General features: G+C 58.4%; 15 protein-coding genes, 1 tRNA gene and 1 pseudogene. 8 read left to right on the forward strand and 9 right to left on the reverse strand.

Annotated features, from left to right (window positions below):
• Position 1: 1 nt before the first annotated feature.
• Positions 2-721, forward strand: coding sequence for a tRNA (guanosine(46)-N7)-methyltransferase TrmB (trmB, locus tag ACVWY8_RS05840; RefSeq protein ID WP_414343030.1), 720 nt, complete (start codon positions 2-4; stop codon positions 719-721).
• A gap of 98 nt (positions 722-819) precedes the next feature.
• Entirely contained in the window at positions 820-2,403 is a 1,584-nt protein-coding gene (locus tag ACVWY8_RS05845; RefSeq protein WP_457393486.1) for a CPBP family intramembrane glutamic endopeptidase, read from the forward strand.
• A 12-nt stretch (positions 2,404-2,415) separates the two neighbouring features.
• Here the strand turns inward: ACVWY8_RS05845 and ACVWY8_RS05850 are convergent, their stop codons facing one another.
• The 3 genes from ACVWY8_RS05850 to ACVWY8_RS05860 all read right to left on the reverse strand — a co-directional run bounded on the left by ACVWY8_RS05850 (position 2,416) and on the right by ACVWY8_RS05860 (position 5,339).
• Complete coding sequence (locus ACVWY8_RS05850; RefSeq protein ID WP_457393488.1) at positions 2,416-3,489, reverse strand: DnaJ domain-containing protein; 1,074 nt, start codon at positions 3,487-3,489, stop codon at positions 2,416-2,418.
• Positions 3,447-4,304, reverse strand: coding sequence for an ABC transporter substrate-binding protein (locus ACVWY8_RS05855; protein WP_457393490.1), 858 nt, complete (start codon positions 4,302-4,304; stop codon positions 3,447-3,449). The genes ACVWY8_RS05850 and ACVWY8_RS05855 overlap by 43 nt, the downstream gene beginning before the upstream one ends.
• A 198-nt stretch (positions 4,305-4,502) precedes the next feature.
• Positions 4,503-5,339 carry an inositol monophosphatase family protein gene (locus ACVWY8_RS05860; protein ID WP_414356752.1) on the reverse strand — a complete coding sequence of 279 codons (837 nt, stop codon included), beginning with the start codon at positions 5,337-5,339 and terminating at the stop codon, positions 4,503-4,505.
• Positions 5,340-5,615: 276 nt separating this feature from the next.
• Between ACVWY8_RS05860 and ACVWY8_RS05865 the strand changes: the two genes are divergently transcribed.
• The 3 genes from ACVWY8_RS05865 (at position 5,616) to ACVWY8_RS05875 (ending at position 8,011) form a co-directional block, all read left to right on the forward strand.
• Positions 5,616-6,173 (forward strand): FHA domain-containing protein, encoded by a 558-nt coding sequence (locus ACVWY8_RS05865; RefSeq protein ID WP_457393492.1) that lies wholly within the window; start codon positions 5,616-5,618, stop codon positions 6,171-6,173.
• Between the two features lie 72 nt (positions 6,174-6,245).
• A tRNA-Gln gene (locus ACVWY8_RS05870) sits at positions 6,246-6,317 on the forward strand.
• Positions 6,318-6,511: 194 nt separating this feature from the next.
• Positions 6,512-8,011 carry a cobyric acid synthase gene (locus ACVWY8_RS05875; RefSeq protein WP_457393494.1) on the forward strand — a complete coding sequence of 500 codons (1,500 nt, stop codon included), beginning with the start codon at positions 6,512-6,514 and terminating at the stop codon, positions 8,009-8,011.
• An 84-nt stretch (positions 8,012-8,095) separates the two neighbouring features.
• On the opposite strand, the gene ACVWY8_RS05880 is transcribed toward ACVWY8_RS05875, so the two are convergent.
• Entirely contained in the window at positions 8,096-9,472 is a 1,377-nt protein-coding gene (locus tag ACVWY8_RS05880; protein ID WP_457393496.1) for a (Fe-S)-binding protein, read from the reverse strand.
• Positions 9,473-9,645: 173 nt separating this feature from the next.
• Between ACVWY8_RS05880 and ACVWY8_RS05885 the strand changes: the two genes are divergently transcribed.
• On the forward strand, positions 9,646-9,990 hold the full coding sequence (locus ACVWY8_RS05885) for a hypothetical protein (RefSeq protein WP_457396896.1): 345 nt from the start codon (positions 9,646-9,648) through the stop codon (positions 9,988-9,990).
• Between the two features lie 13 nt (positions 9,991-10,003).
• Here the strand turns inward: ACVWY8_RS05885 and ACVWY8_RS05890 are convergent, their stop codons facing one another.
• On the reverse strand, positions 10,004-11,884 hold the full coding sequence (locus ACVWY8_RS05890) for an AMP-dependent synthetase/ligase (RefSeq protein ID WP_457393499.1): 1,881 nt from the start codon (positions 11,882-11,884) through the stop codon (positions 10,004-10,006).
• Between the two features lie 643 nt (positions 11,885-12,527).
• Here ACVWY8_RS05890 and ACVWY8_RS05895 point away from each other — a divergent pair.
• Positions 12,528-13,262, forward strand: coding sequence for a protein-L-isoaspartate(D-aspartate) O-methyltransferase (locus ACVWY8_RS05895; protein WP_011433763.1), 735 nt, complete (start codon positions 12,528-12,530; stop codon positions 13,260-13,262).
• Here the strand turns inward: ACVWY8_RS05895 and ACVWY8_RS05900 are convergent.
• Positions 13,259-13,999: a glycerophosphodiester phosphodiesterase gene (locus ACVWY8_RS05900; protein ID WP_457393501.1), complete on the reverse strand. Its 741-nt coding sequence runs from the start codon at positions 13,997-13,999 to the stop codon at positions 13,259-13,261. The two genes, ACVWY8_RS05895 and ACVWY8_RS05900, sit on opposite strands and share 4 nt — an antisense overlap.
• 50 nt (positions 14,000-14,049) lie before the next feature.
• Positions 14,050-14,233, reverse strand: a pseudogene (locus ACVWY8_RS05905) (hypothetical protein); the annotation flags it as partial.
• A gap of 189 nt (positions 14,234-14,422) precedes the next feature.
• On the opposite strand from ACVWY8_RS05905, the gene ACVWY8_RS05910 reads away from it, so the two are divergent.
• On the forward strand, positions 14,423-14,608 hold the full coding sequence (locus tag ACVWY8_RS05910) for a hypothetical protein (protein ID WP_414344512.1): 186 nt from the start codon (positions 14,423-14,425) through the stop codon (positions 14,606-14,608).
• A 4-nt stretch (positions 14,609-14,612) separates the two neighbouring features.
• Here the strand turns inward: ACVWY8_RS05910 and ACVWY8_RS05915 are convergent, their stop codons facing one another.
• Entirely contained in the window at positions 14,613-15,134 is a 522-nt protein-coding gene (locus tag ACVWY8_RS05915; RefSeq protein ID WP_457393503.1) for a peroxiredoxin, read from the reverse strand.
• A 179-nt stretch (positions 15,135-15,313) separates the two neighbouring features.
• Positions 15,314-15,772 carry a GNAT family N-acetyltransferase gene (locus tag ACVWY8_RS05920; protein ID WP_414344496.1) on the reverse strand — a complete coding sequence of 153 codons (459 nt, stop codon included), beginning with the start codon at positions 15,770-15,772 and terminating at the stop codon, positions 15,314-15,316.
• Positions 15,773-16,054: the final 282 nt, after the last annotated feature.

A 16,054-nucleotide genomic window follows, 5' to 3' on the forward strand; every position in this document is an offset into this window, starting at 1 on the left:
TATGGAAGCAGAGGTGCAACAGGGGCAGCAATCGCCTGAGGGCCAACTGGAGAAGCGCCCCCCTTCTCCGCCTTGGGCCGGGATCCCCTTACAGAGGGGCCTCGGTCACCGGGTACGGCAGCACGTCAATCCCCTGCAGGCGCAGTATCAGCAGCCCACCCCCCCACCCCACTGGGAGCGGGTATACCGACGGCTGGGGCAGCCCTTTCATCTGGATATCGGCACAGGGAGCGGACGATTTCTGCTGCGCCTCGCTCAGGAGCAGCCCGACTGGAACTTCCTAGGGGTAGAGATTCGGCAGGCGCTGGTGGAGCGGGCCAATGCCTGGCGGGATGAGCTGGGGCTCGATAACGTCCATTTTCTGTTTGCCAACATCAATGTCTCTTTGCGGCATCTGTTTGCGCCGGGGGATCTCAGCCGGGTGACCATCCTATTTCCGGATCCCTGGTTCAAAAAGCGCCATCACAAACGGCGGATCGTCCAGCCCCAACTGGTGGCAGATCTGGCTCTGCTGCTGCGACCGGGCAGCCCCGTCTTCCTGCAATCGGATATCCAAGAGGTGGCCGAAGAAATGGCAGCTCGATTTCTAGAGCATCCGCAGTTTTGGGATCCCCACCAGGGGCCTTTGGACTCCAATCCCCTCGGCATCCCCACGGAGCGGGAGTGGCACTGCCTACAACTGGGCCTGCCCATCTATCGCTATTGGCTGGAGCGACGGTGACAACAGGACAAATCCGTAATGCAGTAATAACAACTCCATTCCGCCAAGACAATACAGAAGATAGGATATAACCCGCTTGAGTTGGATCCGTCGCCGCAATGTCTCACTCTGAAACCACGGCCTCTGCCGACCCCTCCTCTGCTTGGTTTTCTGTTCGCCGTGGGATCCTCAACCTGCTGAGCCTATTGGCCATTGTGATTGTCGGGCTTTCTCTTTCCAGCAGTTGGTTTCAGCCGCCGCCCCAAACGCAGTTGGATTTGTTGCAAACCGATCTCGCCCTGCAGGCTTCCCGCACCCTCGATGATCCCCGCTATCAGGATCTGGCACGGGCACTTTTGGGTCAGGATGTGTTCAAGGTGGCCCAAAATCGCTATCAGCAGACCGCCGATAACTACACCGAACGCCTGAAACGTTTGAAACGGCTGGCCCGTTTAACTCCTGCTGGCGAATCTGAGGCGGCCAGCCCAGAACTGGCCCAATCTCCAGAGGTGGATCCCGCCCTTTTGGCCTCCATGCAAGATTTGCAGACGGAGCTGGATGCACTGTGGCTGCGCCTTGGCTTGCTCTATGCCTACCAAGAAGATCTGGAGGCCGCTCAGCAGCAATGGCAGCAGATCATCGACCTGGAACGTCCCGTGGAGCTGGAATCGAGCCAAAAGGGGGCAGCGCGGGTTTTGCAAGGGCTGTGGGGAACACCGCGGCGCATCTTGCCAGAGGCGGAGGTGCAGATTCGCAATCATCTGGATGGTTGGTTTGAGGCGGTGGCTCTGCAACAGCTTTACCGACTGCAGCAGCGCAGCGATAGCCTAAATGCCCTCAACCAACAGCAGGAAAAATTGGCCTTGGCGGCTCTATTTCGACTGGCGGTGGTGGGCGGGATCCCCGTGCTGGGGGCACTGCTGGGGTTGATGCTCTTGTTGGGCTGGCTGGGCTGGAGCCTTTGGCGCAAACGTCCGCTCCTGGGCCCTGCTTGGGAAGTGCCTTGGCCGGGGATCGGGGCGCAAGCGGTGTTGACCGGCTGGTTTTTGGGGTTTATCGCCCTCAACGCTTTGGTGCCTCGACTTTACATCATCATCCTCGGCCTGGGGGCACGGCAGCTCAGCCCTTGGCAGCAGGCGGTAGCCCTGTTTCTCACCTACAATTCCGGCGCTTTGCTGGGGGCAGGGTTATTGTACCGTCTCTTGCACGCCTACCCCGGCTGGCAGAGGGTGCTGCAGGTGCGGTTGTGGGGTCCTTGGCTGCTGTGGGGCTTGTGTGGCTACTGGGTGGCCTTGCCTTTGGTGGTGCTGGCAGCGGCACTCTCGCAATTGCTGCTACCGCAGGCGGGGGGTGGGAATCCCATTTTGCCCCTGCTGCTGGATAGCCATGGCTGGGGGGCGCGGTTGGTGTTTTTGGCCGTGGTGTCTGTCTGTGCCCCTGTTTTTGAGGAGGTGCTGTTCCGGGGCTTTTGGCTGCCTACTCTAAGCCGCTACCTGCCTATGGGGGCCGCCATTGGGCTTAGCGCCTTCACCTTTGCCCTTGCCCACCTCAACCTCTCTGATCTGCTGCCTTTGACCATGCTGGGGGTGGTGCTGGGGGTGGTGTACAGCCACAGCCGCAACCTGCTGGCTCCCATCCTACTGCACAGCCTCTGGAATACGGGATCCCTGGTCACGCTGCTGGTGCTAGGGGGTGCGCGTTAAGGGGGGCTCTGCCTACTTTTTCCTGCCGAAGAGGCGGCTCAAGAACCCGCCGTTGTCTTCTTTGCGGGGAGGCGGCACCACTTTCTGAGCCTGTGACGTTTGACGGCTGGCCACTCGCGTTGGCGGGACGGAGTCCTTGGGGACGGGAACGGGCTGTTGAGTGGTGACTTGCTGCATCCAACGGCGCACTTCTGCCATCAACTCGGCGTTGGCAGGTTCTAGGCGACTGGCTTGCATAAAGTCTGCTTTGGCCATGCCAGCATTCCCCTGCTTCAGGTGAGCAATGCCCCGGTGCAGGTAGTAGCGGGCCACGTTGGGCTCAGCGCTGATGGCAAAGTTCAGATACTGCACCGCATCCCGGTATTGCTTGCGCTCGATCATGTCCAAGGCTTGGATAAAGCGGGTTTCCGCAGGGCTGAGCTTGGGAGCCGGAGGTGGGGTGGGAACGGGCTGAACAGGGGGACGGCTGGGCGGAGCAACAGGAGAGCTGGTGGGGGGTGGCACCGGGATCCCTCCCAAGGTGGTGCGGCTGGGGGAAGGGGTTGGGATCCCGGTCGCGGTAGTGGTTCTAGAGGCAGGGGCTAGGCTCCCCTGGTAGCCGGCCTTGAGCAACAAATAGGCCAGGTTCAGCTCGCTCAATTGCTCGGTTTTCTCGAGCAGGGTTTCCATGGAGCTGTATTGTTCTTTGGCCAGCTTCTCCACCCGCCTGACATACTCTTCTTGCCAATCGGGGCGCTCGGCCAAGCCTTTGACAGCTTCCCCAGAGGGCCAAAGGTCGGGGGGCGGTGTCTCCAAAAGGCGTTTAATCCGCATTTTGAGCACCGTTTCATATTCCCCTCGCTCCCGCTCTTTGGTCAGCACTTCGTTGGCCGGGTTGACCAGCTTGGCAAAGAGGATGTTGGCGCGCTCTGCACCTTCGGGATCCCCCACAAACCGATCCGGGTGGAGGGCCTTGGCCGCCTGCAGGTAGCCGCGCCGGATCCCCTTGGAGTCGGTGGTGAGAGGGACGCCCAAGATGGCGAAATGGTCGGTCTCGTAGCGGGCTAGCCCTCGGTTGAGGCGGGGGACATCAGAGTTGGATCCCATAGTTGCCACTTCTCCAAGATTTGCTGCAAGGTTCCGTTTTCGGTCAGGATCACGATCGCCGCATCCACAGCTTCCTTGAGGGAAGGATGCTGAGAGGATACCACTCCCACCAGAGGCATGGGGAACAAGGGCGGCCCCACCAGGCGCAGTCGGGATCCGGCTTGGCGCAGGTTCAGGGCGGCAACGGGCTGATCGACCAGCACAGCATCCAACTGGCCAGCCTGTAGCTGAGCAAACAAGCGCTCAGGGTTACTGGTGGCAAAGAGACGAATGGCGTTGCCTCTCCTCTCGTTGTACGCCTCCAGCAGGGCTGCCCCCGTACTGTTAACTACAATGCCCACTTTGCGGCCAAATAATTGCGACAGTGCTTCAATGGCCGGTTCCTCTGGCCCAGAGGTGGGGAAGGGATCCCGTACCACCAAGCGCTGCGGGCTGAGATAGTAGGGCCGGGTGGCCAGAAACTGCTCCGGATCCAAGCCCAAAGCTTCCCGCGCTCCCCAGATCAAGTCCACCTCATCCGCTTGCAAGGCCGCCAACTGCTCGCTCCAGGCCACGTAGATGGGATCCACCTGCACCTGAAGGGTTTGGGCAAGCGCCTCCAGGATATCCCACTCGAAGCCGGCGTAGGTTTGTCGCTCCAAGTCGGTATAGAGATAGGCCGGCCCCAGACTGGGATCCAAGCCAACCCGAATGCGCCCCCGGGCCTGGATCTCGGCCCAACGGGAATCGAGGGGCTGTGCCCGCTCGGTGGGGGCAACCTTCCCTTGTTCCGGCTGAGGGTAGCCGGGGCCAGCAGTGGCGACCCCAAGGGCCATTGCTCCCAAGATGAGGGCCAGGCCGAACTGTGCCGCCCGGCAGCCATGTCGCTGTTTTCTGTGGAGCTTGCTAACCAATCTTCTACCTACCCTGCCCGACACGGATGTTTTGTAGTCTTCTTGATTATTCTTCAATTATTCTTCAACTACTTCTGTCTCGAATTCAACTCGTTCAACCGGCAAGCTTTCCCGGTTTTTCTAGGTTGGGTGGGGATCCCGCCGCATGGGAAAGGAGACCGGCAAAGGCCGCACCTGGGCCAGTTCTTCTTGCAGAGCAGCGTGTAACCAGCCATTGCTGGCCAACAGTCGGCCACTGTAAACATCCACCGGGCTGCCATCATAAGCGGTCACCTTGCCGCCTGCCTCCCGCACCAGAACGATCCCTGCGGCAATGTCCCAAGGGGAGAGGCCCCGCTCCCAGTAGCCATCCAACTGGCCGGTGGCCACATAGGCCAAATCCAGAGCTGCAGATCCGCCGCGCCGTACTCCTTGGGTGAGATGGGTAAAGTGGCAAAACTCGGCGTAGTTGTTGTCGGGGGTTTCGCGACGATCATAGGCAAAGCCGGTCACCAGCAAGCTCCGAGACAATTCAGCCGTTGTGGAGACTCGAATGGGTTGGCGGTTGCGGGTAGCCCCCATCCCTTGGACGGCGCGAAACAGATCCCCGCGAAAAACATCACAAACAACCCCCAAAACTGGCTCCCGCCCCTGCAGCAAACCAATGGAGACGGCAGCGAAAGGGTAACCGTGGGCAAAGTTGGTGGTGCCATCCAGGGGATCGATCATCCAAGCGTAGGCGCCCTCCGGAGATCCCTGCTGGCCAGATTCTTCCGTCAAGATTACGTCTTCGGGGAAGTGCCGCCTCAAGATTTTTAAGATGAGATCCTCAGAAGCGCGATCCGCCGCCGTCACCAAGTCGCCCGGACGTTTCTCCTCGATGGCGAGGGTGCCTCCCACATAACTGCGCAGCAAAGCCCCTGCCTCCAGGGCAGCTTCTGTGGCCACATCCAACCGACGCAGCAGGGCCTCCGTCACACCCTCACCTCAAGGTTAAAAACCTGCTACTCAGAATAGCCCGCCTGAGGCTGTGGCTCCCAAGGGATTCCTGAAAACCAAAATGGGCCCAACCTGAGCCCAAGCCCAGTTTCCGGGGAAAGGGGGTATCTCCAAGGCTGCCTATGGTGTATAGTACAGTACACTGGGGCTTGTGGGTTTTCCGGCAGCCCGCCAAGACCAGAGTTCCTTTGAAAGCAGTAGGGTTTTGGGGAACTATAGATAAGACTTTGAATTTGGAAAGCCAAGCTGCTGTAAATGGCGTTGAGCGTTGAGGGGGGAAGACCTTTGCCACATAGCTACGACGATTTTTTCACCTCCATCACAGAGGTTGGCGGGAAAAGTCCTCTTACCAGCCAGGGCTTTGATCTGCCGGCGGATTTGTTCGATCAAGTCCCTGAACGGCCGGTGTCCCATCCGGAGTTCACCCTGTCCATCTGCCATCCTGTCCGGCCCTGCAGCTATATCCTGCGGGAGAGTATCTACACGGTTGGACGGGATCCCTCCAACGCCATCCAGATCGTCAATCGGTTTGTCTCGCGTCGCCATGCTTACCTGGTGCGGGTGCCCACCAAGTCCAACCGGACAGGGTTTACCTATTGCCTGATCGACGGCAACCGCAAGGGCCAGTCCAGTACCAATGGGGTGTTTGTTAACGGCACGCGGGTGGCCACTCACTACTTGAGGAGTGGAGATGTCATCTATTTCGGGCCGGAGATCCGCGCCTATTTCTTTGAGGTAGCCCGCACTCTCCCCGTGACTCCTCTTGACATTGGCCCTGACCTTGGCGAAGAGCTTCAGCTTCCCCACGCATAGGAGCTCACTGCAACTGTTGACAGACCCGAAGCTGCATCGCTAAATTAATTAAGCCGGTTAAGCAATGTGAATTGGGGCATCGCCAAGCGGTAAGGCAGCGGGTTTTGGTCCCGCCATTCGGTGGTTCGAATCCATCTGCCCCAGCTTAAAATCCAACCGAGAGCACAAAGGCGCAAGCCCCTGGGATCCCGTGCAGACCGGAGGGTGCGGCTCTGGGCATCAGCAGGGCGGTTAACTAGGGGATTGCAGAGTCGCTTTTGCCAACGGAGGCCCTGGCTTGGCAGGACTGGCCGCGGAGAGAATGGCAACAACCAGAAACCAAGGGCGAGGGATCCGGGGTGAGCTGTTCAGGTCGATCCTTGATGGTGGTGGGAACTTCTTCCCATGTGGGCAAAACCCTGCTGGTAACAGCCCTTTGTCGCATTCTCAAGAAAGCGGGAAAAAGGGTTGCCCCCTTCAAAGCTCAGAACATGTCCCTCAACGCCTATGTCACCCCAGACGGCAAAGAGATCGCCTACGCGCAGGCTCTGCAAGCTTGGGCTGCCGGGATTCCCCCTGCGGTGGAGATGAACCCAATCCTTCTGAAGCCCCAGGGCAACCTGACTTCCCAGATCGTCTTGAACGGAGTGGCGGTGGGCACCTACCGCGCCGGAGAGTATTACGAGCGCTGGTTTGCGCCGGCCTGGCAAGCGGTCAAAGAAGCCCTTGCTCGCCTACAACAGCAGTACGACTGGATCCTTTGCGAGGGGGCAGGTAGCCCAGCAGAGGTGAACCTCAAACATCGGGACTTGGCAAATATGCGGGTTGCCTTGCATTTGGGATCCCCCACTTGGCTGGTGGCGGACATCGACCGAGGTGGGGCGCTGGCCCATGTGGTGGGCACACTCCAACTGCTGGAACCCGAAGAACGGGCCCTGATCCGGGGCATTGTCATCAACAAGTTTCGCGGCTCGCGGGAACTGTTGCAGCCCGGCCTGGATTGGCTGGAAAACTACACCGGGATCCCAGTTGTCGGGGTCTTGCCTTGGGTGGACTGGGTTCTGCCCCAAGAGGATTCGATGGGAATTGCAGCCAACCCCCTGCTTTGGGAAGATCGCCGCGACCGGGCCGGTGGCCAAGCCCTGAGGGAAGGGCGCCTGGAGATTGCTGTGGTGCGTTTGCCCCAGGTGGCCAATTTCTCGGATTTTGACCCCTTGTTGGCGGAGCCCACCGTCCATCTGCGCTGGGTTCACCCCGGCCAAAGTTTGGGATCCCCGGATGTGGTCATCCTGCCCGGCAGCAAAACCACCCTCAACGATCTGTTCGCGTTGCAAAAGACCGGCTTGGCCGAGCAACTGCGCCAATACTCCGGCCATATCGTCGGCATTTGCGGCGGACTGCAAATGTTGGGAGAAACCATCGCCGATCCCGAAGGCTGGGAGGGGATCGCCGGCACCTACTCGGGGTTGGGCTTTCTCCCTTTGACCACCGTTTTACAACCCACCAAGGTCACCCAGCAGGTACAGACCCAAAGCCGATGGCCTGCCCTGGCCCCCATTCAGGGGTACGAAATTCATCAGGGATCCACCCAGGCGGATCCCTCTGGCTGCCTGCCGCTGTTCGAGCAAGAGAACCTGGGCTGGCGGGATCCCACGGGTCGGATTTGGGGCAGCTATCTGCATGGCCTGTTTGACAACCACCTGTGGCGGCGACAATGGCTGAACTGGCTGCGCCGACAAAAAGGCTGGGATCCCTTGCCGGATCTGGAGGGCCACTATGCTCAGCAGCGGGAGCAATTGCTGGAGCGCCTGGCCGATCTGTGGCAGCCTCACCTGGACTTGGGCCTGTTGATGGAATAGCCCATTGGCGATGGGGGAGAGAAGTGGGGTGGGAGGCTATGTTGCGCCAGGTTACGCCAGCGCGACCGGAAATCCAGGATCCACTCAACCGGTTGCCTCGGCTACCTCTGCCTGACCCGAAGAAGTCCCTGTAGCTTGTTCGCGAAAGCGTCGCGCAGCGGTAAGGGCGCGATCCAACAATTCCATCGGGTGATAGATGGGGATCCCGGCTTTGCCCTGTAGGCGCAGATGTTTCTGGATTTGTAGGCGGCAGCCGATATTGGCAGAGACAATCCCCTGAGCACCGGTGTTAAGCAAGTTCTTTACCTTCTGGGATCCCAGCTCATCCGCCACCTGGGGTTGCAACAGGTTGTAGACGCCGGAGCTACCACAGCAGAGGGCCGCATCGACGGGATCCCGCAGCTCCAGCCCCGGGATTTGCCGCAACAGGTGTCGAGGTTCCTGGCTGAGCTGCTGCCCATGCAGCATGTGACAGGCATCCTGGTAGACCAGCACCAGGGGTTCCGGCTGCAGCGGATGTAGAGGAGCAGTTAACCCCACCTGGGCGAGAAACTCCTGAATATCCCTGACTTGAGTGGCAAATCGGGCTGCTTTCTCCTTGTAGTCGGGATCCCTGGCCAATAGGTGGCCATAGTCTTTCAGGGTATGTCCGCAGCCGGAAGCGGTGATCAGAATGGCATCTAACTCACAATTGGCAAAGGCATCGATCATCTGGCGGGCCAGGGTTTCCGCCTGCTGCAGTTGCCCTTGATGGTGGGGCAAGGCCGCACAACAGCCCTGGACAGGCGGGATCACCACCTCACAGCCGTTGTGGGTCAAGACGCGAATGCTGGCCTCATTCACCTGCGGGGCAAACAGGCGCTGCACGCAGCCCAAAATGAGTCCCACCCGAAAACGGCGTTCTCCCACCGCCGGGATCCGCTCAGGGTAACGCTTGGGCAGCAGTTGCTCCACCTCCAGGGGGGGCATCAGGGATTCCATGGCCGCCAAACGCGGGGAGACCTTTTCCAGACCCTTTCGGATCCAAGCGCCGATCCCCATTTTTTGGTACAGCCAGAGAGGCCACAGCAGCGGTTGCAGCCGCTCCGGGTAAGGAAACACCGAGAAGATGAACTGGCGGTAAAGCCGATCCCAAAGGCTACGTGGGTAGTTGCGTTCGATTTGCGGGCGGGTGGCGGCAATTAAGCGGTCATATTGCACCCCCGATGGACAGGCCGTAACACAGGCCAAACAGCCCAAACAACTGTCGAAGTGGGAAACCGTAGCCGCCGAGAGGGAGATTTGACCTTGGTTGAGAGCCTCCATCTGATAGATGCGCCCCCGCGGCGAGTCCGTCTCTTTGCCGATTACACGGTAGCTGGGGCAGGTGGTCAGGCAAAACCCGCAATGCACACAGGCATCGATCAGCTTCGGATCCGGGGGATCCATTCCATCAAAACTCGGCCCCTGGGATAAACTCATCGGCTCTGACCTATCGTGCTCTCAGCCTTACATGGCCATGCGGGGAGACAATTAGCGGCTGGCGATCCCGCCCTCTTCTGCTCCCTTGATTCCTCTGCATCTTAGTCCCAGATCCGAGGAAGTTTGTCTACATCCAGACGCTCTCTTAGCTCGTACTACCCTAGAGAGAGGACTTGCCAACCCTTCCTTTGAAAGCCATGAACTTGCAACACCTCTTCACTCCTGTCTTTTGGACAGCGGCCCTCTCCAGTTTGAGCCTGCCCACCGCCGCTCTGGCCCAGGCCAACCTGCGGGAACTCCCTCCAGACCTGGCAGAACAGCTAGCCACAGAGCAAATTTTGCAAGCCTGCGCCAACAACCAAGCAGATACTTTGCCCAGCCCTTTCCCGGATGTGGTGCCAAGCGATTGGGCCTACAAGGCAGTGCTTACCCTCTACTACTGTGGAGCCTACCGAGGGGCCATTCCACCGGAGCAATTCCGGCGCTACTTGGAGCAACAACGGGGATCCCAAACTTAGGTGGGCCTGCACCTCAAGCCGGATACATCTCCTGGATGAGGTGGGCATAGCGCTCAGCCACCGGGTTGCGCTTGATCTTCAGGGTCTGGGTCATAAGGCCGTTTTCCACGCTCAGCGGCTCCGGCAAGAAGCGAAAGTCGCTGACCTGCTCGTCGGGCCGGTAGCCAGGGCGTTCTTGGATGCGGCGGCGCACCTCCTGCAAAATCAAGGTGCGGGTCTGGGGCTGGGCCAGCAGCTCGGCATCCTCAGCCGGGATCCCTTGCTCGGCAGCCCAGGCCTTAAGGGCATCGAGGTTGGGGTAGATGAGGGCAGCCAATTTCTTTTGGTCTTGCCCGACGATCACGATCTGACTGATGTAAGGAGACTGCAGACAAGCATCTTCCAGCGGCTGGGGCTCGATGTTCTCCCCATTGAGTAGGACAATGACATCCTTGGCTCTGCCGGTGATCACCAGTTGCCCATTGGGGGTGAGCCAGCCCAGATCCCCGGTTTCAAACCAGCCGTCGGAGCTGAGCACCTTGGCAGTGGCTTCCGGGTTGTTGTAGTAGCCCATCATCACCTGCGGGCCACGGGCCAGGATCAACCCTTTTTCTTGTGGCGGCAGCGGCTGTCGAGTTTCAGGATCCACAATGCGAAACTCCGTCCCCGGCAGAGGGGGGCCAGCCGTACCGCGCACATTGTTGTCTGGACGCCGCGCGCACAACACCGGCGAAGTTTCGGTGAGGCCGTAGCCATTCAAGATGGAAATGCCCACCACCTCGTAGAACAGATCCAAGTAGGCAGGCAGGGATCCACCGCCGCTGATGGCATGTTGAAAATTGGGGCCCAACGCCCGTCGTACCTTGCGGTAGATCAGCACATCGGCCAATCGGTGCAGGGGCCAGAGCAGCCAATGTTGCAGGCGAGCCTGCAGGCGCACCCAGGGGCTGACTCCGTAATGCAAAATCGACTGGTTGCGAGCTATCCGTCCAGAGAGCACATGGCTCTCACTCACGGCCATCAGAGCGCGGATCAGCCGCTGCATCAGGGGGCTTTTCTCCTTGAATTGCCGTTGGATCCCTTCATAAACGGTTTCCCAAATCCGCGGCACTGCCACCAGAAAATGGGGGTGCTCCTGTTGGAAATCTTGTTTGATAAAGCGAGGGCTGGTATAGACCAGCATGCAGGCACGGCTGAGGAGAAAATACTCGCAAGCCCGCTCATAAGAGTGCCAAGTGGGCAGAATGGTCAACACCTTATTCCCCGGTTGTGGCTGTACGACCACGCCCAAGTTCTCCACCTGGTGCATCAGGTTGCCGTGGCTGAGCATCACCCCCTTGGGCCGACCGGAGGTGCCGGAGGTGTAGATGATGGTGGCCAGTTGGGATCGCTCCAGCTTTGGGGGTTGGTAGGTGTGTTCCCGACCCTTTTGCAGCCATTGGGAAAAGTTCAGCACCCCTGCTTCCTGCTCATCGGAAAGCAACAGCAGCCGTTCCAGGCCCAGCTCCTGCACATCCGGCCGGATCCGCCTCAGGGTCTTCAGATCCTGAGCAATCAGGGCCGTGCTACCGGAGTGGCGCAAGATGTAGCCCAGCTCACTGGGATCCGCCACAGCGCTGCGGGGCACATTCACAGCTCCCGTGAACATCGTGGCCAGATCGGCCATCAGCCAGCGGGGGGAGTTATCGGCAAAAATGGCCACCCGATCCCCCGGGCAAATGCCCAAAGCCTGCAGGCCAGCCGCCAGGGTTTGAATGCGGCGAAACAGCTCTCCATATGACATCTCGAAAACTGGCTTCGCGTGGGGATCCCGTAGGGCAACCTGACCGGCAAACTCTTCCGCCAGCACTTGCCAAACGTTCAGCAGCGTCGTCTCAGGGGCAGTGGGAGTAGCAGAAGCGGCAGCAGTTGTCATAGATCTGTACCGTAAATTACGTTTACAGTCTATTAAACCCAGCCTCTCTCCCCAGGTGTCGCTAGGACAGTTCCCAGCCTGTCACCCCATTCACCATCTTCCCCTTGCGGGGAAAAGGTAGGGATCAACACTATAAAATCTTGCGCTGGCAGAACCAGGGTGGTGATTGCTCGCCCCGGCAGATTGCGCACAAAACTTTACAATTTTGATCAAACCGGATCCCATATCTCCCATGGGGATCCCGGCTGCGAGCCTCACCTGAGGTTCAAATGAGGTTCAAGAAGGTCAAACAGGGTCAGGACAGAGGCTCTTGGGGATTCTGTTTGATTTTCTCATCTTCCAGTTTGGCAACAATCTCTTCATCAAGTGGTGAAGTCTTACCGAAAGTAAGTCAGGATTGGAATAGGACTCTACGGGCATTTTCCCCCTCACTCCTGCCTCCCCATTCAATGCTAGAAATTGGGTTAACTCGTAATATGCAGCAATCATCTCCGGCCTTTCTTGCAAGGGGGGAGAAGAGAGGCTGGAATCCTCAACCCCATAAAGTGAACAGCTTCAGTGCTATTGAGCAATGACCTCACAGCCCAGCAGTTGTAGCGGAGAAAAATCTGAGCGGCTCATCGTTCCTGGAGGTTGTACGCCGGTGATCAACCCATTCTCATCCTTCCGGTGGAGACATTCTTCTCGCTCTCCAGCTGGGATCCCAGAAGTTGAACCTCAGCCCCCAGACGCTTCCGATCCTTTTGCTTCCCAACGGGAGCAGATGGTCAAGAAACAGCTCATCAAACGAGGGATCCGAGATCCACGGGTACTGGAAGCCATGGGAAAAGTGCCGCGTCACCTTTTTGTCCCCTCTGATCTGCGGGATCGGGCCTACAGGGATTGCCCTCTGCCCATCGGCTATGGCCAGACCATTTCTCAGCCCTATATTGTTGCTTTTATGACAGAAGCTGCTCGCCTCACGCCTGAATCGGTGGTGTTGGAAATCGGCACCGGCTCCGGCTATCAGGCGGCTGTTTTGGCAGAGCTGGCCCGGCAAGTGTATAGCCTGGAGCGTCTGTCCCCATTGGCTGCTCAAGCTCAACAAACCCTCGCTGCCCTGGGCTATCGCAACGTGGAAGTGCGTCAGGGGGATGGCTACCAAGGTTGGCCAGAGCATGCTCCCTACGATGCCATTCTGGTGACGGCAGCGCCCCCAACTGTGCCCATGGTGCTGCTGGATCAACTGGCGGTGGGGGGCACCTTGGTGGTGCCGGTGGGAGAAAGCCCTTCGGACTCCGGTGCCCAGGGATCCCAGTCCTTGCTGATCCTCTGCAAAACAGCCCAAGGATGGGTTCAAAAAGGGGCTTTTCCGGTGCAGTTTGTGCCCATGGTCTAGGGTTTTGCCCCCTCTACTCCTGCCAAAAGGTGGGCGCGAATTTGCAAAGCCAATTGGGGACGGTCGGTAATCAACCCTTGAACAACGGGATTTTGTCCTACTGAGCCGGCAAATGGCTGCAAGCACAACTTCATCACTTCAGGATCGTTCACCGTCCAAACGTACAGAGGGATCCCGGCCTGTTCAGCTTCAGCCAAGAACTGCAAGTTCACCCAACTGTAGTGGGGGGCCAGAAAATCCGCTCCCAACTCCCGGCAACGGGTAAGTAAAGATCCCTTGGCTTGCTCCTCAGCCTTTGCCTCGATCAACAGGCCAACCTTGGGTTGCGGGGACAAAAGCGTTTTAACCCGCTGCACCACCTGAGGCAAAAAGGAGGTGATCACCCATTCTTCCGGAGCCAGAATATCGCCAATGAGGGCCAGAACCTGCTCTTCATAGCCGCCTTCTTTCAGCTCAATGTCGAGAGCAATCTTGCCCTTAAGGTACAACAGAGCCTCTTCAAGGGTGGGAATGGTGGGCTTGCAGGCCCGAATCTCGGCCCAAGTTAATGCGGCCAAAGGCTGTCCATCCAAATCGGCATCGTGAACAACCAGTGGGATCCCATCTCGGCTACAGCGCACATCCAGCTCAATTTGCTCGGCCCCCACTTCAATAGCGGCAGCAAAAGCGGCCAGCGTGTTTTCCTCGGCGTGGGTGTGCTCCCCACGGTGGGCGACAATCTGGGTGTAGGGGAGCATGTCAGCACCTGATACATTTACGCTGAACACTGCTGAACATCACTGTTCAACTATGCAGCGATAGCATTCTGTTTGTTTCCAAACAGAATGGCGGTATCCCGCAAAGCTTTGAGTAGAATACCCAAAGCGCAGTTTCCGTGTCGTCTTACTACCAATTTTCTGCTTTGCTTTGGCTACCATGTTGGCAGACTCGAAAGTAAACAGAAAGATCAACTGGTAGTAATCCGTACTGAACATATTATACATTATTTTCAGTATAGTTGAGCTTATTATTGACTAGAGTCATGCTCTGAAGCGGGGTTGAGTGCCAGGTTGCGCAGCTCTATTGTGATTGGCTCTCGGTGGTTCAGAAAGGGATCCCAGCAGGCGACACTCCCCCAGCGGAAGCGATAAGCTAGGAGAGTCAATTAGGTCTCTGAAGCTATGGACGCCGCCGAAATTGCCGCCTTGAAAGAGCGCATCAAGCTAATCCGCGAACGCCGGCCAGCGGTAGCCAAGCTGTTGGAAAAGCCAGACTTGGGCAGCTTGCGCGTGGATGTCAACCAAGCGCTGGAGGAGATCGACGAGTTGCTCTACGAGTTCGAGCAGACTTTTGGCCCGGAAAGCTAGAGGGCTAGCTACCGACAAGCCGTTGCAACTGGGCCAGAACCTCAGCACTGTGGCGGCTGGGGTTCACGATTGGGTCGATTTCTCGCAAAATCCCCTCCGGGTCGATCAAGAACGTATTGCGCAGGGCAACATCGCCCATCCAGGAGCCGTAAGCTCGACTGACCGTGCCGTCGGGATCCGACAGCAAAGGAAACTGTAGCCCTTCTGCCGAGCAAAAGCGCCTGTGAGAGTCCACCGAGTCAGCGCTCACGCCCACAACCTGTGCCCCCATGGCCCGGAACTTGGGCAAATCTTGCTGAAAGCGGCGGGCCTCAATCGTACAGCCGGAAGTGAAGTCGCGGGGGTAAAAATACAACACCACCCACTCCCCCCGAAAATCCGCCAGCCGCCGTATTTGCCCGGCTTGATCTGGCAATGCGAACTCCGGTGCCGGAGAACCTATTGGCGGGAGAGGAGTAGTTCCCCACTGGGCCCAGGCAGGCTGAGTCATCCCAAAGCCCACAAGCAGGCCCACAACCAATCCCATGAAAACCCTGCCCAATTCCCTCACTGCCCCTCCGAGACCTCTCTAGAACCCATCTCTAGTTTACATAACTTTATATGAGTCCAGGAACTCGCCTCACTGCGCAGAAGCAAGCCAGCGGGGTGGGAAGCATCTCCACTCTGCCAGCTCAATGTTGCCGCTTTGCCAATTCCTTTGCCAATTCAAGGTAACCACTTGCAGAGCAAAAGCTGCGGAGGGATCCCCAACCATCGCCAGAGTTGAGAGGTGCGTTCGATGGGGGTATAGCGCAGTTGAGCGTACAGTTGCCGCGCGGGGAGATTGTCTTCCAATACGTGCAGATGCAAACAGCGGTAGCCCCACCCTTTCGCCACCCCTTCAGCACTGAGCAAAAGCAGACGAGCAATTCCTCGCCGCCGCCAGCCGGGCAGCACCGCCAAGTTGGAGAGGTAGGGATACTTCCCGTGGGCTGTGACCCGCAAAGAGATCTCGGCAGTGCCCACCACTTCGGATCCCACCGCAGCTGCCAGACAGCAGTAGTGGGGATCCCTTGCGGCCAGCCTGAGGCGCAACTCTTCGCGAATGCCCAGCTTGCGAATTGGGTAGATCCAGCGTTGCAGACCTGAGGGGGGATGAAAAACCTGGGCTAGAACTTCGGCCAAGGGATCCAGATCATTCGATGTAGCTGGGTAAACTACGGGGGAAGGCAACACAGGTTGAGATAGGGCAACCGCAAGCATTCTCCTTATTTTCCCAAACAACTTGCAAACAACAAAACAATAAGTGGTGACCCCCACGGGGAGCCACCACTGAACCGGTAGAACTTGGCCACAGGGAGGAAAACCACCCCTGCCGACGCGGACTAACCGCATCCAAGACTTAACTAAGACTTATTCAGTTGTCTTAACTTGTAGCTTTTTTTTCCAATTTCTAGGCCAGCGCCA

The organism is Thermostichus sp. OS-CIW-32 (assembly GCF_054060415.1).